This is a genomic window from Geobacillus thermodenitrificans subsp. thermodenitrificans DSM 465 (genome assembly GCF_000496575.1).
Taxonomy (GTDB): Bacteria; Bacillota; Bacilli; order Bacillales; family Anoxybacillaceae; genus Geobacillus; species Geobacillus thermodenitrificans.
On record NZ_AYKT01000002.1, the window covers coordinates 294,022 to 309,632 of the forward strand.

Genomic DNA, 15,611 nt, shown 5'->3' on the forward strand with positions numbered 1-15,611 from the left:
GTGTTCCCTCCCTGATCACAACCGTTTTACCACCATATATATTCGTTGCCGGACATGTTTAGAAGTCTATTTTCGTCCGTTTTTCCCAGCTAGCCAATGAAGCCCCGGGAGATAGACGAGCTCTTCGCGCTTGATGAGCCGAAAGAACAGAAGGACAGTGATATATAAAACGATCGTCGCCACCATGGCGAACAGTGTCCATAATGACGAAGGTGTGGCTATAGGTGGATAGTGGAAAAGCACATAGCCGGCCACACCGGTGACAGTGATGGCAATCGTTGCTTTCGCATACTCGCGCGCATGGATCGAAAAGGAGACGGCTTTGACGACAGTGGCGAAATGGAGAAACGTCACAAGCACCGTGCCGATGGATGTTGCAAGCGCCGCCCCCATAATGCCTAAACTAGGACGTGAGGCGAGGGTGAAGATACAAGCGAGCTTGACGACTGCCCCGATCAAGCTGTTCGTCATGGCTGCGTTCGCCAAGTCGAGTCCTTGCAATACGGCTTGGAGCGGGCCTTGGAAATAATAAAATAAGAAGAACGGAGCCATCACTTGAATAAAGATGGCCGCTTCACTTGTGCCGTACATCCACCACATGAGCGGTTCGGCAAAAATGTATAGCACGACGGCGGAAAGACCGCCAGTGACAAGCGATAGGCGCATTGCCTGGGCGATCCGGTATTCAACTAAAACCAACTTGTTTTGCGCCATTGCCTCACTAATGGCCGGTACAAGCGCTGTCGAGAGCGCGTATGTAATGAATGACGGCAAGGTGAGCAACGGCAGCGCGTAACCGACGAGCTGGCCATACTGCTTCGTGGCGACGGAGGAGGCTACACCGGCAAGAGCTAAGCTGTTGGCGACGACGATCGGTTCGAAAAACCAAGAAAGTGAGCCGATCAAGCGGCCGCCGGTCGTTGGCAAGGCGATCCGCATGAGACGGATGAACGTCTCTTTACCGGCTTGCACGTAGCGAAAAAATTTCGCCCGCAGACGGATTGACTTTTTAAACTTAAATAAGAACAACAAATACAATAAGGCGGCTAGTTCACCAAGGACAGAAGATGCCATGGCGCCGGCGGCGGCGTACTCAACGCCATACGGCAAGAGCGGCCTTGTGCATAGAGCGATCAAGCTGATACGGACGATTTGTTCAATCAAAAGCGAGTAGGCGTGCGGCTTCATTTGTTGGCGCCCTTGAAAATAGCCGCGCAACACCGAGGAAATCGCCACGATCGGCACGACCGGGGCGATGGCCATTAGAGGGTAGTATGTGCGCGGGTCGGTGAACATCGTCTGTGAAAGCCATGGTGCAATAGCAATGAGCGTTGGCAAAAATACGGTGCTCAGCACTCCCGTCGTTGTAAGCGACACGACAAGAATTTTTTTCACCCGCTGCCGGTCGCCGGCCGCTTCCGCCTCAGCGACGAGTTTGGAAATGGCGACAGGAAGCCCGATTTGGGTCGCCGTAATGGCTAACGATAGCGTCGGTACGGCCATCATGTACAGCCCGACCCCTTCATCCCCGATCATCCGGGCGACGACGATACGGTTGATGAAACCGAGAATTTTCGTAATAAAACCGGCGGCGATTAAAATGATCGTCCCTTGCAAAAATTTAGACATCTTCTTTCCCTGCCTTCTCAAATGCCTTAATCTTTTATACAATATATGCTAGATACATGGCCAAGCATGACAAGGATCATAGCTGGCATGGCGCGGGAGGGTGAGAGATGGAAGGGGAAAAACGGCTGCGCGAACAGCTCATGCCGGCGCTCGAATGCAAATATGACGAGTTTCATTTGCTCGGTTACACACAAGTAACGATCGACGGGCTATGGGAATGTTTGTGTGCTCGAAAGTGGAAAAACGCGCTGGCGGAAAAAAAACTATATGAGCTTGTCAGCGACATTTTGTCGCTTTCGCCGGGGGAATACATGGCATTTTTGACGATGCGTTCGTATGAACAGCAGCGGGAAACTGGCGGTGATGATTTAGAAAACGTTCTCAAAGAGTTGTTATAGCGAAAAATTGACACCAATGGCCGACTGGCGCATAATGGAAGTCGAAGCCGATGTGTTCAACGATGGTGCTGTAGAAGCCGCCGGGCGTCAAGATGAATCGAAGGAGGATTTTACAACGAATGGTAAAACGAAGTCGCATCGTCACGTTTTTTTTGCTCGTGCTCCTATTGGCTGGAGTGATCGGACCGACGATTCAAGGAATTTTACATAATATCAAGCTCGGCCTTGATTTGCAAGGCGGCTTTGAAGTGTTGTATGAGGTGAAGCCGGCGAAAAAAGGCGATAAAATTGACCAGGAAACGCTCCAAAGCACGGTCAGCGCCTTAAACAAGCGGATTAACGTCCTCGGCGTCAGTGAGCCGCGCGTCGACATCGAAGGTGAAAACCGTATTCGCGTCCAACTCGCCGGGGTGAAAGATCAAAACGAGGCACGCGAAATTTTGGCCACCCAGGCAAAGTTGACGTTCCGTGACGTCAATGACAACGTGCTCATGGACGGGAGCGATCTTGTCCAAGGCGGAGCGAAGCTGTCGTTTGATGAGAACGGCCAGCCGAGTGTCGCTATTAAATTGAAAGATGCCGATAAGTTTCGCCAAGTGACGGAAAAAGTGTACAACATGGGGCCGCCGAACAATATTTTGGTCATTTGGCTTGATTTTGAAGAAGGGGTTGACTCGTACCAAAAAGAAGCGGGCAAAGTGGATCCGAAATTTATTTCCGCTGCTTCGGTCAACCAAGTTTTCAATCAGACAGACGTGTCGATTGTCGGCAACTTTACGGTGAAAGAAGCACAGCAGCTGGCTGATCTGTTAAACGCCGGCGCGCTTCCAGTCGAATTGCATGAAATTTACTCGACGTCTGTTGGCGCCCAATTCGGGAAAAACGCCCTGCAAACAACGATGTTGGCTGGCATCATCGGTGTTGCTGCCATCTTCTTGTTTATGATTTGGTTTTACCGATTGCCAGGCGTGATTGCCGTCATTACACTGTCGGTGTACATTTATTTGATTCTGTTATTGTTTGATTGGATGAACGGCGTCTTGACGTTGCCAGGCATTGCCGCCCTTATTTTAGGGGTCGGGATGGCGGTCGACGCCAACATTATTACGTATGAGCGAATCAAGGAAGAGCTAAAGCTTGGCAAATCGATGCTGTCGGCGTTTCGCGCCGGCAACCGAGGTTCGTTTGCAACGATTTTTGACGCCAACATTACGACGATCATCGCCGGCGTCGTCCTGTTCATTTACGGAACAAGCTCGGTCAAAGGGTTCGCGACGATGCTCATTATCAGCATTGTCGCCAGCTTTGTCACTGCTGTCTACGGCACGCGTCTTTTGCTCGGGCTGCTCGTCTCAAGCCGCTGGCTTGATAAGAAACCGGGTTATTTCGGCGTGAAAAAATCGGAAATCTTAAACATTGCCGAAACGACCGATGAGACAGAAGTGCCGACGAAGTTTGACCGTTGGGATTTTATCAAACATAGCAAAAAGTTTTTCCTGTTCTCCATCGCCTTGGCGATTGCCGGGGTCATTTCACTTTTTGCCATGGGGCTCAATCTCGGCATTGATTTCACGAGCGGGACGCGCATTGAGGTGACGAGCAGCCAACCGATCGACGCCAAGGAGCTAAGCGACTATTTTGAACAGCTTGGTCACAAGCCGGAGGATGTCGTTTTATCTGGCACGGACGGGAAAACAGGCGTCGTCCGCTTGATCGGAGTGCTTGACAAGCAGGAAATTGCGAAAATCAAAAGTGAGCTGAAAACGACGTACGGGCATGAACCCAACATCAGCACCGTGTCGCCCGTTGTCGGCAAGCAGTTAGCGCGAAACGCGCTCATTGCCGTGCTCATTTCGTCGATTGGGATCATTCTTTATGTGACGATCCGCTTTGAATGGCGGATGGCGTTAGCTGCTATCATCGCCTTATTGCACGATGCGTTTTTCATCATTACTGTGTTCAGCTTGACGCGGCTTGAGGTTGATTTGACGTTCATCGCCGCCGTGTTGACGATCATTGGTTACTCGATCAATGATACGATTGTCACGTTTGACCGCATTCGCGATCTCATGAAAAAACGGAAAGTGAAAACGGTCGACGATTTAAGGCACATCGTCAACCGAGCGTTGCAGCAAACGTTCACACGCTCAATCAACACCGTATTGACCGTTTTGTTTACGGTGATTGCCTTACTTCTGTTTGGCAGCGAGGCGATCCGCAACTTCAACCTTGCCTTGCTCGCCGGCCTGTTGTGCGGCGTCTATTCCTCGCTGTTTATCGCTGCACAGCTGTGGCTCGTTTGGAAAGGAAATGCGCTCAAAAAAGGCAAAGGGACGAAAAAAATCACGCCGGAAACCGAGCCGCACCTGTAATGTCCGCACCGGAAAAAGTGCTTGCGCTTTTTCCGGTGCTTTTTCTTTTGACGACGATGCTTGGAACGGAAAATGGATACACTAATGGCCAGATGAAACATAAACGGCTGGGATGCTGCTAGACGTGAAGTGGGGGAAGATGGCCATGGAAAACGAACAGCGATTCAGGCAGGCGAAAACAGCGGCGATCATTGGCATTGTCGGCAACATAGCGCTTGCCGCCATCAAGGCAATCGTTGGGGTGTGGAGCCAAAGTCAGGCACTGATCGCCGATGCCGCTCATTCGGCATCCGATGTTGCTGGATCGTTCGCCGTTTGGATCGGACTGCGAGCCGCGGCGCGCCCGCCGGATGAAGACCATCCGTACGGGCACGGAAAAGCGGAATCGATCGCTGCCATTATTGTGGCGGTCCTTTTGTTTCTTGTTGGGCTCGAGATCGGACGATCAGCGCTCATGTCGTTTTTCGCCCCACTGTCGCCACCGGGGATGGCGGCCATTTATGTTCTGTTGTTATCGATCGTTGTCAAAGAGGCGATGTTTCGCTATAAATACCGGCTAGGGAAACAGCTCAATAGCGATGCCTTAGTTGTCAACGCCTATGAACATCGCTCTGACGTCTTCTCTTCACTTGCTGCGCTCGTTGGTGTTGGTGCTGCCATTCTCGGCGGAAAGTGGGAAATCGGCTGGCTCGTGTATGCCGACCCGCTCGCTGGGCTATTCGTCGCCATTCTTGTTTTAAAAATGGCGTGGGAGCTTGGTCGGAAGTCGATCCATACGGCAATCGACCACGTGCTCCATGAGGAGGAAACGGGCTATTTGCGGGAGGCGGTGCTGTCGGTTCCTGACGTGCGGCAAATTAACGAGCTATATGCGCGCGAGCATGGTCATTACGTTATTGTCGATTTGAAGATCGCCGTTGATCCACGGCTGACAGTCGAAGAAGGACACCGGATTGGGAAAAAAGTAAAGGAAAAGTTGCTGACACTTCCGCGCGTCCGCAACGTGATGGTGCATATCAATCCGTATGATCCGCAAAAAAACACGTAATGTCGTTGCCTGCCCTTTTCTCCTTTTTGTATAATAAGGAGAGTTGAGGTGGGGGACATGTTAAAAGCGAAAACGCGTTGGGAAGTAGATTGCCCCGACGAACAGACGGTGAGGCGGCTGGCCGAGGAAGCCGACATCGCGCCGTTGTTAGCAAAGCTTCTTGTCCGCCGTGGCGTGCGGACGGCAGCGGAAGCGGCCGCGTTTCTTGATCCCCTTGGACAGCCGTTTCATGATCCGTTTCTACTTGATGGGATGGAACGGGCGGTTCGGCGCTTAGAGCGGGCGATCAACACCGGCGAACTTGTGCTTGTCTATGGCGACTATGATGCCGATGGCGTCTGCAGTACGTCGGTGATGGTGAGCGCCCTTAAAGAGGCGGGAGCGTCGGTCGAATTCTACATTCCCAATCGCTTTACGGAAGGATACGGTCCGAATCTGGCGGCATTTCGTGCCGCGAAAGAGCGGGGCGTGTCCGTTATTGTGACGGTCGACAATGGAATTGCAGCGGTCGATGAAATCGCTGCCGCTAATGAGTGGGGGCTTGATGTCATTGTGACCGACCACCATGAACCGGGTCCGGTGTTACCGGAGGCGTACGCGATCATTCATCCGAAAAAGCCGGGAAGTACATACCCGTTTCGCGATTTGGCCGGCGTCGGCGTCGCATTTAAAGTTGCTCATGCGTTGCTTGGACGGGTGCCGCGCCATTTGCTTGATTTGGTAGCGATCGGGACGATTGCCGACTTAGTGCCGCTCGTTGGGGAAAACCGTCTGCTCGCCGCACAAGGGCTCGAGGCGCTGCGCGAAACGAACCGCGTTGGGTTGCGCGCCCTTTGGCGGCAATGCCGTATTGATGCGATGACAGTAAATGAACAGACGGTCGGTTTTGCTATCGCGCCGCGGCTGAATGCGGCCGGCCGCCTCGGCGGCGCCGATCCGGCCGTGGCGCTGTTAATGACAGACGATGAGGGCGAAGCCGCACGGTTGGCCCAAGAAATGGATGAACTAAACCGTGAACGCCAGCAGCTTGTGGCGCAAATGGCTGAAGAAGCGGCAGAGATGGTACGGCGTCAGTTTCCGCCTGAAGAGCATCGCGTTCTTGTTGTCGCGGGTGAAGGATGGAATCCGGGGGTTGTTGGCATCGTTGCCTCGAAACTTGTTGAGCAGTTTTATCGTCCAGCGGTTGTGCTTTCGATGGATCGGGAAAAAGGAATCGCCAAAGGGTCGGCTCGCAGCATTCACGGCTTTGACCTCTTTGCAAGTTTATCGCAATGTCGTGACATTTTGCCTCATTTTGGTGGCCATCCGATGGCGGCGGGAATGACCTTAGCGCTTGATGATGTCGAAGAACTGCGGGAGCGGTTGAATGCCATCGCCGCTAGGACGTTGTCAGATGATGATTTTACACCGCCGACGTTTATTGATGCTGCCTGCTCTGTTGATGAGCTGACGTTGTCGGCCGCGCGCAGCTTTGAGCGGCTTGCCCCGTTTGGTGTCAGCAATCCGCGGCCGCTTCTTCTTATTGAAGAGGTGGCGGTTGAAACGATGCGCCGCGTCGGAGCGAACGGCGCCCATATGAAAGCGGTCTTTTCCCAAAATGGTGCAGCGATTGATGCCATTGGCTTCGGTCTCGGGCCGCTTTGCGAGGAGATCGCCCCTGGGGCGTGCGTCTCGGCCGTCGGAGAGCTTTCGGTAAATGAATGGAACGGGTTAGCGAAGCCGCAGTTGTCGTTATGTGATGTAGCGGTAAGCAGCTGCCAAGTGTTTGATGTCCGCGGCTGCCGCGATGTCCACCCGCTTATTGAGCGAATGCCGAAAGAGAAACGGCTGCTTGTCCTGTTTCGCCGCGAAACCGAAAATCAATTAGATTTGGCGGCGTTTCGCGACGAACTTCATTATGTAGCAAGTGATGAAGAGGCGGGCGCCTTGGCGATTGACGGCCGCTATGTCGTGCTGCTTGACTTGCCGCCAAAGCTCCGCCGACTCGCTGTCTTGCTTGGCAACGGGCAGCCGGAGCGCATTTACGCGGTGTTTGCGCAGCCGGAAGCGCAGTTTTTTCGCACGTTTCCGACGCGCGACCATTTTAAATGGTTTTATGCCTTTTTGCATAAATACCGTTCGTTTCCGCTCGCCGAGCGGGGCGGACAGCTGGCGCGCGCCCGTGGCTGGACGGAAGAGACGGTTCATTTTATGGCGAAAGTATTTTTAGAGCTTGAGTTTATTCGCGAACAAGACGGCGTCATCTCACTTGTCCATGCGCCAGAGAAGCGTGATTTGCATGAATCACCGACATATCGCCGCCGGCGGGACGAGCTTGAGGTGGAACAGCAGTTATTATATTCCACTTATGAGCAGTTGAAACGCTGTTTAGCAGAAATGACACGTTCGCAAACGTACGAGGAGGCAAACGTATAATGGATTTAAAACAGTATATTACAATCGTGCCTGATTTTCCGAAACCGGGAATTTTATTTAAAGACATTACGACGCTGATGGACAACGGGGAAGCGTACAAATACGCCACCGACCAAATTGTCGAATACGCACGCGAAAAGCAAATTGATATCGTTGTTGGTCCGGAGGCGCGCGGGTTTATCATCGGATGCCCGGTTGCCTATGCACTCGGTGTTGGTTTTGCACCGGTACGCAAAGAAGGAAAATTGCCGCGTGAAGTCGTTCGTGTTGAATACGGATTAGAGTATGGAACAGATGTGCTGACGATGCACAAAGACGCCATCAAGCCGGGGCAGCGCGTCTTGATTACCGACGATTTGTTAGCGACAGGCGGCACGATGCGGGCGACGATCGATTTAGTCGAACAATTAGGTGGAGTAGTGGCCGGTTTGGCATTTTTAATTGAGCTCACAGAGCTTGGTGGGCGCAAAAAATTGGAAGGATACGATATTTTAACGCTCATGCAGTTTTAAAATAGTCGACATTGTTCGCTTCTTCCGCTACAATAGAGAAAAAAGGGGCACTCGCACGAGTGCTCTTTCTTATTAACGTGATTGATGTTAACACCTTAGCGTGTGAATTTCATTTTATAAAATCAAAGGTGATCCAACCATATGGCCAATGAACAAGTGCTGACAGCGGAGCAAGTGTTTGAACAGGCGGGCTGTTATTTGTCGGAACAAGATGTCGCCTTTTTAAAAAAGGCGTATGAATTTGCGAAACACGCCCACCGCGATCAATTCCGGAAGTCGGGCGAACCATATATCATCCATCCCATTCAAGTTGCCGGTATTTTGGCTGACTTGAAAATGGATGCGACGACGATCGCTGCTGGGTTTTTGCATGATGTCGTGGAAGATACCGAGGCGACAAAAGAGGACCTCGAGCGTGAATTCGGTGCGGATGTGGCGATGCTCGTCGATGGCGTGACGAAGCTCGGCAAAATTAAATATAAATCACAAGAGGAACAGCAGGCGGAAAACCACCGAAAAATGTTTTTGGCCATGGCGCAAGATATTCGCGTCATTTTAATTAAACTGGCCGATCGTTTGCATAACATGCGGACGTTAAAACATTTGCCAGCGGAAAAGCAGCGGCGCATCGCTAACGAAACGCTCGAAATTTTCGCCCCGCTCGCCCACCGTCTTGGCATTTCGAAAATTAAATGGGAGCTTGAGGATACCGCACTTCGTTATTTAAATCCGCAACAATATTACCGCATCGTCAACTTAATGAAGAAGAAGCGGGCTGAACGCGAGCAATATTTGGAAGAAGTCATTCAGGAAGTGCGTGAACGGCTCAATGAAGTGCATATTCCGTGTGAAATTTCCGGGCGGCCGAAACATATTTACAGCATTTACCGAAAAATGGTTATGCAAAATAAACAGTTTAATGAAATTTATGATTTGCTTGCCGTCCGCATTATCGTCAACAGTATTAAAGACTGCTATGCCGTGCTCGGCATCATCCATACGTGCTGGAAGCCGATGCCGGGGCGGTTCAAAGACTATATCGCCATGCCGAAGCCAAACATGTATCAGTCGCTCCATACAACGGTCATCGGGCCAAAAGGTGAGCCGCTCGAGGTGCAAATCCGCACGTTCGAAATGCACCAAATCGCCGAGTTCGGGATCGCTGCCCATTGGGCGTACAAGGAAGGAAAAACGGTGAAGCCGAACTCGTTTGAAGAAAAGTTGTCTTGGTTCAGGGAAATTTTAGAGTGGCAAAACGACGCCAGCAATGCCGAAGAGTTTATGGAGTCGCTGAAGATGGATTTGTTTTCCGACATGGTGTTCGTCTTCACGCCAAAAGGTGATGTCATCGAGCTGCCGGCCGGTTCGGTGCCGATTGATTTCGCCTACCGCATCCATTCAGAAATCGGCAATAAAACGATCGGTGCGAAAGTCAACGGAAAAATGGTGCCGCTTGATTATAAGCTGCAAACGGGCGACATCGTCGAAATTTTAACGTCGAAGCATTCGTATGGACCGAGCCAAGATTGGCTGAAGCTCGCCAAAACATCGCAGGCGCGCAACAAAATTCGTCAGTTTTTCAAAAAACAGCGACGGGAAGAAAACATTGATAAAGGCAAAGAGATGGTTGAAAAAGAAGTGCGCGGCCTCGGTTTCGAGCCGAAAGAAGTGATGACGGCTGACAACATAAAGCGCGTCGCGGAGAAATTCAATTTTTCGAACGAAGACGATATGTACGCAGCGGTTGGCTACCATGGAATTACGGCGGCGCAAATCGCCCATCGGTTGACGGAAAAATGGCGAAAGCAGCGCGATCTTGAAGAACAGCAGCGCAAACTGGCTGAAGCGGTCTCGGAAGCGAAGCTGCCGGCTGGCAAAAAACGTGACTGTGGCATTCGTGTCCAAGGAATCGACAACTTGCTCATCCGCTTGTCGCGCTGCTGTAACCCGGTGCCGGGCGATGAAATTATCGGCTTTATCACCCGCGGCCGCGGCATTTCCGTTCACCGCGCCGACTGCCCGAACGTGCAGGTGGAAGAGGCGGCTGACCGGTTGATTCCTGTTGAATGGGAAAGCGGCACAAATGGTGAGCGTGAGTATAACGTCGACATCGAAATTATCGGCTTTGATCGCCGCGGCTTGCTGAATGAAGTGCTGCAGGCTGTAAACGAGACGCGCACCGACATTTCCGCCGTCTCCGGCCGCTCGGATCATCGGCATAAAATCGCGACGATTCATATGACCATCGCCATTCATAACATCAGCCATTTGCAAAAAGTAGTGGAACGAATTAAACAAATTCCTGACATTTATTCAGTTCAGCGTCTGATGAACAACTAGGGGTGTCGAAAGGAGGGACACAATGAAAGCGGTCATCCAGCGGGCGAAGCAGGCGAGCGTCACCGTCAACGGCGAGGTCGTTGGAGCGATCGATGCGGGGCTTGTCGTGCTTCTTGGCGTCACGCACGAGGATACGGAGGCCGACGCCGCCTATTTAGCGGAGAAAATTGCTCATTTGCGCATCTTTGAAGATGAAAATGGAAAAATGAACCGTTCGTTGCTTGAAGTCGGCGGGGCGGTGCTGTCGGTGTCGCAGTTTACCCTTTACGGCGACTGTCGGAAAGGACGGCGGCCGAACTTTATGGCAGCAGCGAAACCGGATCGCGCCTTGCCGCTTTATGAGGCATTCAACACCTTCTTGCGCGGAAAAGGCATCCATGTCGAAACAGGAGTGTTCGGCGCAATGATGGACGTTTCGCTCACAAACGATGGACCAGTCACCTTGATTATCGACAGCGGTGACAAACCGGGAAACGAATGATGTTTCCCGGTTTTTTTATTTTCAGCGAAAAATGGGAAAGATGAAAACGAACCGGCGGCATAGAAAGGAGGAAAGGCGATGCGGCAAACGGGCAGAAGCAAGCAGGCGCACCGATCGAACGATGTGCTTTCCGCCGATTTCCACGAATGGCTGCGGCTGAAAGCCGAATATAGTGCCTTTGAGCTGGCGTCTGAGTTCGGCGTAACACTAAAAGATGTGCAGACGATGAAAAAACAGTGGTTTCGCCCGTGAACATGGCCAGTGCTAACGCTTCGGGTGGAGGAACGGCGTCTCGCGTGCGAGTGTTTAGGCATAGGTTCTATGGTGTCAAATTGGCTCGTCAGATGGATCTGCTTGTGAGAAAAGGGTGGACATGCGAAAGCCAAAACCAGCTGACCCGTCTCCAGGATGGGATCTTCGATAAATAAAGAGAGCCCCACTCCATTGTGCATCACATGGACACACCGTGCTCCACCCGAAGCTGGTTAGGCGCCATGGAAAAATTTTAAGTTATATCTATTGACAAAATACACACTTCTATATGATAATAAATATCGTATTAAAATCATTTTAATTTAAAGACTAGCCATTGCAGGAGGTAGATGAAGAATGTCTCTCGTAGGGAAAAAAGTAGAACCTTTCAAAGCACAAGCGTATCATAATGGAGATTTCGTTGAAGTTACGGAACAAAACTTCCTCGGAAAATGGAGCATCGTTTGCTTCTATCCGGCTGACTTTACGTTCGTATGCCCGACGGAGCTCGAAGATTTGCAAGACCATTATGCTACGTTCAAAGAACTTGGTGTGGAAGTGTACTCGGTTTCGACCGATACGCACTTTACTCATAAAGCATGGCATGACACATCGCCGACGATCAGCAAAATTGAATATGTCATGATCGGCGATCCTTCGCACCAATTGTCGCGCATGTTTGATGTGCTTGACGAAGAACAAGGTTTGGCTCAACGCGGCACGTTCATTATCGATCCGGACGGCGTCATCCAAGCGGTGGAAATCAACGCTGACGGCATTGGCCGCAAAGCTAGCGCATTGATTGATAAAATCAAAGCTGCTCAATATGTGCGCAACCATCCAGGTGAAGTGTGCCCGGCGAAATGGCAAGAAGGTGCTGAAACGCTGAAACCGAGTCTTGACCTTGTTGGCAAAATTTAAGGAGGCATTTGACAATGCTTGATGCTGACATCAAGGCACAACTCGCCCAGTACTTGCAATTGCTTGAAAATGACATTGTCTTGACAGTAAGCGCGGGAGACGACAACGTTTCCCGCGATATGCTTGCTTTAATCGATGAATTAACGGCGATGTCGCCGAAAATCAAAGTGGAAAAAGCAACGCTTGAACGAACGCCAAGCTTCAGCGTCAGCCGGGTCGGCGAAAACACCGGCGTCACCTTTGCTGGCGTTCCGTTAGGCCATGAGTTTACGTCTTTGGTGCTTGCCCTGCTTCAAGTGAGCGGGCGGCCGCCAAAAGTCAGCGAGGATGTGGTGCGCCGCATTCAACAAATTCGGGGCAAACATCATTTTGAAACGTACGTGAGCTTAACGTGCCATAACTGCCCGGATGTCGTTCAAGCGCTCAACATCATGAGCGTGCTCAACCCTGACATTTCGCATACGATGATTGATGGTGCGGCGTTTAAGGAAGAAGTTGAACAAAAAGGCATTATGGCGGTGCCGACCGTCTTTTTAAACGGCGAGATGTTCGCTAGCGGCCGCATGTCGCTTGAAGACATTCTCGCAAAATTAGGAAGCGAGCCGGACGCTGCTTCATTTGCCGATAAAGACCCGTTTGATGTGCTTGTCATCGGCGGCGGACCAGCGGGTGCGACAGCTGCCATTTATGCGGCGCGCAAAGGCATCCGCACCGGTATTGTCGCTGAGCGCTTCGGCGGACAAATTTTAGATACGCTCGGTATTGAGAACTTCATCAGCGTCAAATATACCGAAGGGCCGAAGCTGGCAGCCAGCATTGAGGAGCATGTCAAACAGTATGATGTCGACATCATGATCCAGCGTGCCAAACGGCTCGAGAAGAAAGATCTTATTGAAGTCGAGCTGGAAAACGGTGCTGTCCTGAAAAGCAAAACGGTGGTTATTTCCACTGGCGCACGTTGGCGCAATCTCGGTGTGCCGGGTGAGGAAGAGTTCAAAAACAAAGGGGTTGCCTACTGCCCGCATTGCGACGGCCCGCTGTTTGAAGGCAAGCACGTGGCGGTCATTGGCGGCGGTAACTCCGGCGTAGAAGCGGCGATTGACCTCGCTGGCATCGCTAAACATGTGACTGTGCTCGAGTTCGCTCCTGAATTAAAAGCGGATGCTGTTTTGCAGGAGCGATTGTATAGCTTGCCGAACGTGACGGTCATTAAAAATGCGCAAACGAAAGAAATTACCGGTACAGACAAAGTGAATGGCCTTACGTATATCGATCGCGAAACAGGGGAAGAGCACCATATCGAGTTGCAAGGTGTATTCGTTCAAATCGGACTTGTGCCGAATACAGAGTGGCTGGAAGGAACGGTTGAACGGAATCGCATCGGCGAAATCATCGTCGATAAACGCGGCGCGACAAATGTTGAAGGCGTCTTTGCCGCGGGCGATTGCACGGACAGCGCTTATAAGCAAATCATTATTTCCATGGGTTCAGGCGCTACTGCCGCATTGAGTGCGTTTGATTACTTAATTCGCCACTAAAAAGAGAGCCGAAAACGGCTCTCTTTTTACAAATGCCCATTCATGCATGATATCAATCAGACGCAGGCAAAGAGCTGTTTCACAGCAAAGACAACTTGACAACGTTCGGCTTTCTCCGTAATATAAAATTACATTTTCTATACGTGATAACCGATGACGGAGAAAAGTAGTTAAGGCCCACATGGCCAGAGAGGAAACGCCTGAGGCTGCGAGCGTTTCTCCATGATGGCTTAACGAAAGACACTCCATAGGTTTCCCTTTGAACGCGCTTTGCGCCAGTAAGGGGGAACGCGCGCCACGCGTTAGCGGCGACAAGAGGAAGCTGTATGCTTCAATTAGGGTGGCACCGCGGGAATGACGCTCTCGTCCCTATCGATGATGGGGATAAGGGCGTTTTTATTTTGGGCAAAGGAGGAAGAGTATGGCTTTTCAAATTCCAAGAGGGACACAAGATTTATTACCGGGTGAAACGGAAAAATGGCAATATGTCGAACAAGTGGCCCGCGACCTGTGTAGACGGTACGGCTATGAAGAAATACGGACGCCGATTTTTGAACATACGGAGCTGTTTTTACGTGGCGTTGGTGATACGACCGATATCGTCCAAAAAGAGATGTACACGTTTGAAGACAAAGGGGGCCGTGCGTTGACGCTCCGTCCGGAAGGAACCGCACCGGTCGTGCGGGCGTTCGTCGAGCATAAGCTGTACGGCAGCCCGAATCAGCCGGTCAAGTTGTATTATGCGGGACCAATGTTCCGTTATGAGCGGCCGGAAGCCGGACGGTTCCGCCAATTCGTCCAGTTTGGTGTTGAGGCAATTGGCAGCAGTGATCCGGCGATTGACGCCGAGGTGATGGCGTTAGCGATGCATATTTATAAGGCGCTTGGTTTAAAACACATCCGGCTCGTAATCAACAGTTTAGGCGATGTAGACAGCCGCCGGGCGCATCGCGAAGCGCTTGTCCGCCATTTTTCTGACCGCATTCATGAACTGTGCCCGGACTGTCAGGCGCGGCTTGAGACGAATCCGCTCCGCATTCTCGATTGTAAAAAGGACCGCGATCATGAACTGATGGCGTCAGCACCGTCGATTTTAGACTATTTGAATGACGAATCGCGCGCGTATTTTGAGAAGGTGAAGCAATATTTAACGATGCTTGACATCCCGTTTGTCATTGACTCGCGGCTCGTGCGCGGCCTCGATTATTACAACCATACGACGTTTGAAATTATGAGCGAGGCTGAAGGATTCGGCGCAGCGGCGACTCTTTGCGGCGGCGGACGCTATAACGGGCTTGTGCAAGAAATTGGCGGCCCGGAAACGCCTGGCATCGGCTTTGCGTTAAGCATTGAACGGCTGCTGGCGGCGCTTGAAGCGGAAGGGATTGAACTGCCGATCCATCGAGGAATCGATTGCTATGTTGTCGCTGTCGGTGAGCGGGCAAAAGATGAAACTGTCCGCCTCGTTTACGAATTGCGCCGTGCCGGCCTGCGTGTGGAGCAAGACTATTTAGGTCGAAAAATGAAGGCACAGCTGAAGGCAGCTGACCGTCTTGGCGCATCATTCGTTGCCATCATCGGCGACGAGGAGCTGGAAAAACAGACAGCAGCTGTGAAACACATGGCGAGCGGCGAGCAAACTGATGTGCCGCTTGGAGAGTTGGCGTCCTTTTTAATAGAACGAACAAAACGGGAGGAGTAAAAA

The 15,611-nt window shown here is 51.5% G+C and carries 12 protein-coding genes and 1 other annotated feature; of the genes, 11 read left to right on the forward strand and 1 reads right to left on the reverse strand.

All coding sequences use genetic code 11. From position 1 onward, the window contains the following. Positions 1-66: 66 nt before the first annotated feature. Positions 67-1,629 (reverse strand): stage V sporulation protein B, encoded by a 1,563-nt coding sequence (gene spoVB / locus DSM465_RS0103870; protein WP_008881042.1) that lies wholly within the window; start codon positions 1,627-1,629, stop codon positions 67-69. A gap of 107 nt (positions 1,630-1,736) precedes the next feature. Between spoVB and DSM465_RS0103875 the strand changes: the two genes are divergently transcribed. The 11 genes from DSM465_RS0103875 to hisS all read left to right on the forward strand — a co-directional run bounded on the left by DSM465_RS0103875 (position 1,737) and on the right by hisS (position 15,608). Continuing rightward, positions 1,737-2,027: a post-transcriptional regulator gene (locus DSM465_RS0103875; protein WP_008881041.1), complete on the forward strand. Its 291-nt coding sequence runs from the start codon at positions 1,737-1,739 to the stop codon at positions 2,025-2,027. A 119-nt stretch (positions 2,028-2,146) separates the two neighbouring features. Next, the gene (gene secDF, locus DSM465_RS0103880) at positions 2,147-4,399 is read left to right on the forward strand and encodes a protein translocase subunit SecDF (protein ID WP_029760668.1); all 2,253 of its coding nucleotides are present in this window, start codon (positions 2,147-2,149) and stop codon (positions 4,397-4,399) included. 145 nt (positions 4,400-4,544) lie between these two features. Next, the gene (locus DSM465_RS0103890) at positions 4,545-5,447 is read left to right on the forward strand and encodes a cation diffusion facilitator family transporter (RefSeq protein ID WP_029760669.1); all 903 of its coding nucleotides are present in this window, start codon (positions 4,545-4,547) and stop codon (positions 5,445-5,447) included. A 57-nt stretch (positions 5,448-5,504) separates the two neighbouring features. Beyond that, on the forward strand, positions 5,505-7,862 hold the full coding sequence (recJ, locus tag DSM465_RS0103895; protein ID WP_029760671.1) for a single-stranded-DNA-specific exonuclease RecJ: 2,358 nt from the start codon (positions 5,505-5,507) through the stop codon (positions 7,860-7,862). Further along, on the forward strand, positions 7,862-8,374 hold the full coding sequence (locus tag DSM465_RS0103900) for an adenine phosphoribosyltransferase (protein WP_008881037.1): 513 nt from the start codon (positions 7,862-7,864) through the stop codon (positions 8,372-8,374). The genes recJ and DSM465_RS0103900 overlap by 1 nt, the downstream gene beginning before the upstream one ends. Before the next feature lie 141 nt (positions 8,375-8,515). After that, a complete protein-coding gene (locus tag DSM465_RS0103905; protein ID WP_011887887.1) occupies positions 8,516-10,714 on the forward strand; it encodes a RelA/SpoT family protein in 2,199 nt (732 codons plus the stop codon). A 22-nt stretch (positions 10,715-10,736) separates the two neighbouring features. Then, positions 10,737-11,195, forward strand: a complete 459-nt coding sequence (gene dtd / locus DSM465_RS0103910; RefSeq protein ID WP_008881035.1) for a D-aminoacyl-tRNA deacylase — start codon at positions 10,737-10,739, stop codon at positions 11,193-11,195. Positions 11,196-11,273: 78 nt separating this feature from the next. Beyond that, positions 11,274-11,447 (forward strand): hypothetical protein, encoded by a 174-nt coding sequence (locus DSM465_RS19530; RefSeq protein ID WP_008881034.1) that lies wholly within the window; start codon positions 11,274-11,276, stop codon positions 11,445-11,447. 357 nt (positions 11,448-11,804) lie between these two features. After that, the gene (ahpC, locus tag DSM465_RS0103920) at positions 11,805-12,368 is read left to right on the forward strand and encodes an alkyl hydroperoxide reductase subunit C (RefSeq protein WP_008881033.1); all 564 of its coding nucleotides are present in this window, start codon (positions 11,805-11,807) and stop codon (positions 12,366-12,368) included. A 14-nt stretch (positions 12,369-12,382) separates the two neighbouring features. Next, positions 12,383-13,906, forward strand: coding sequence for an alkyl hydroperoxide reductase subunit F (gene ahpF / locus DSM465_RS0103925; RefSeq protein WP_008881032.1), 1,524 nt, complete (start codon positions 12,383-12,385; stop codon positions 13,904-13,906). A gap of 144 nt (positions 13,907-14,050) precedes the next feature. Beyond that, positions 14,051-14,280 (forward strand) — a binding site (T-box leader). A 47-nt stretch (positions 14,281-14,327) separates the two neighbouring features. Next, positions 14,328-15,608 carry a histidine--tRNA ligase gene (gene hisS, locus DSM465_RS0103930; RefSeq protein WP_029760672.1) on the forward strand — a complete coding sequence of 427 codons (1,281 nt, stop codon included), beginning with the start codon at positions 14,328-14,330 and terminating at the stop codon, positions 15,606-15,608. Positions 15,609-15,611 lie beyond the last annotated feature (3 nt).

Coding starts and splice junctions, on each gene's coding strand:
- DSM465_RS0103905 (WP_011887887.1), top strand. CDS start 8,516: ATGGCCAATGAACAAGTGCTGACAGCGGAGCAAGTGTTTGAACAGGCG.
- ahpC (WP_008881033.1), top strand. CDS start 11,805: ATGTCTCTCGTAGGGAAAAAAGTAGAACCTTTCAAAGCACAAGCGTAT.
- DSM465_RS0103900 (WP_008881037.1), top strand. CDS start 7,862: ATGGATTTAAAACAGTATATTACAATCGTGCCTGATTTTCCGAAACCG.
- DSM465_RS0103890 (WP_029760669.1), top strand. CDS start 4,545: ATGGAAAACGAACAGCGATTCAGGCAGGCGAAAACAGCGGCGATCATT.
- spoVB (WP_008881042.1), bottom strand. CDS start 1,629: ATGTCTAAATTTTTGCAAGGGACGATCATTTTAATCGCCGCCGGTTTT.
- DSM465_RS19530 (WP_008881034.1), top strand. CDS start 11,274: ATGCGGCAAACGGGCAGAAGCAAGCAGGCGCACCGATCGAACGATGTG.
- hisS (WP_029760672.1), top strand. CDS start 14,328: ATGGCTTTTCAAATTCCAAGAGGGACACAAGATTTATTACCGGGTGAA.
- DSM465_RS0103875 (WP_008881041.1), top strand. CDS start 1,737: ATGGAAGGGGAAAAACGGCTGCGCGAACAGCTCATGCCGGCGCTCGAA.
- ahpF (WP_008881032.1), top strand. CDS start 12,383: ATGCTTGATGCTGACATCAAGGCACAACTCGCCCAGTACTTGCAATTG.
- secDF (WP_029760668.1), top strand. CDS start 2,147: ATGGTAAAACGAAGTCGCATCGTCACGTTTTTTTTGCTCGTGCTCCTA.
- recJ (WP_029760671.1), top strand. CDS start 5,505: ATGTTAAAAGCGAAAACGCGTTGGGAAGTAGATTGCCCCGACGAACAG.
- dtd (WP_008881035.1), top strand. CDS start 10,737: ATGAAAGCGGTCATCCAGCGGGCGAAGCAGGCGAGCGTCACCGTCAAC.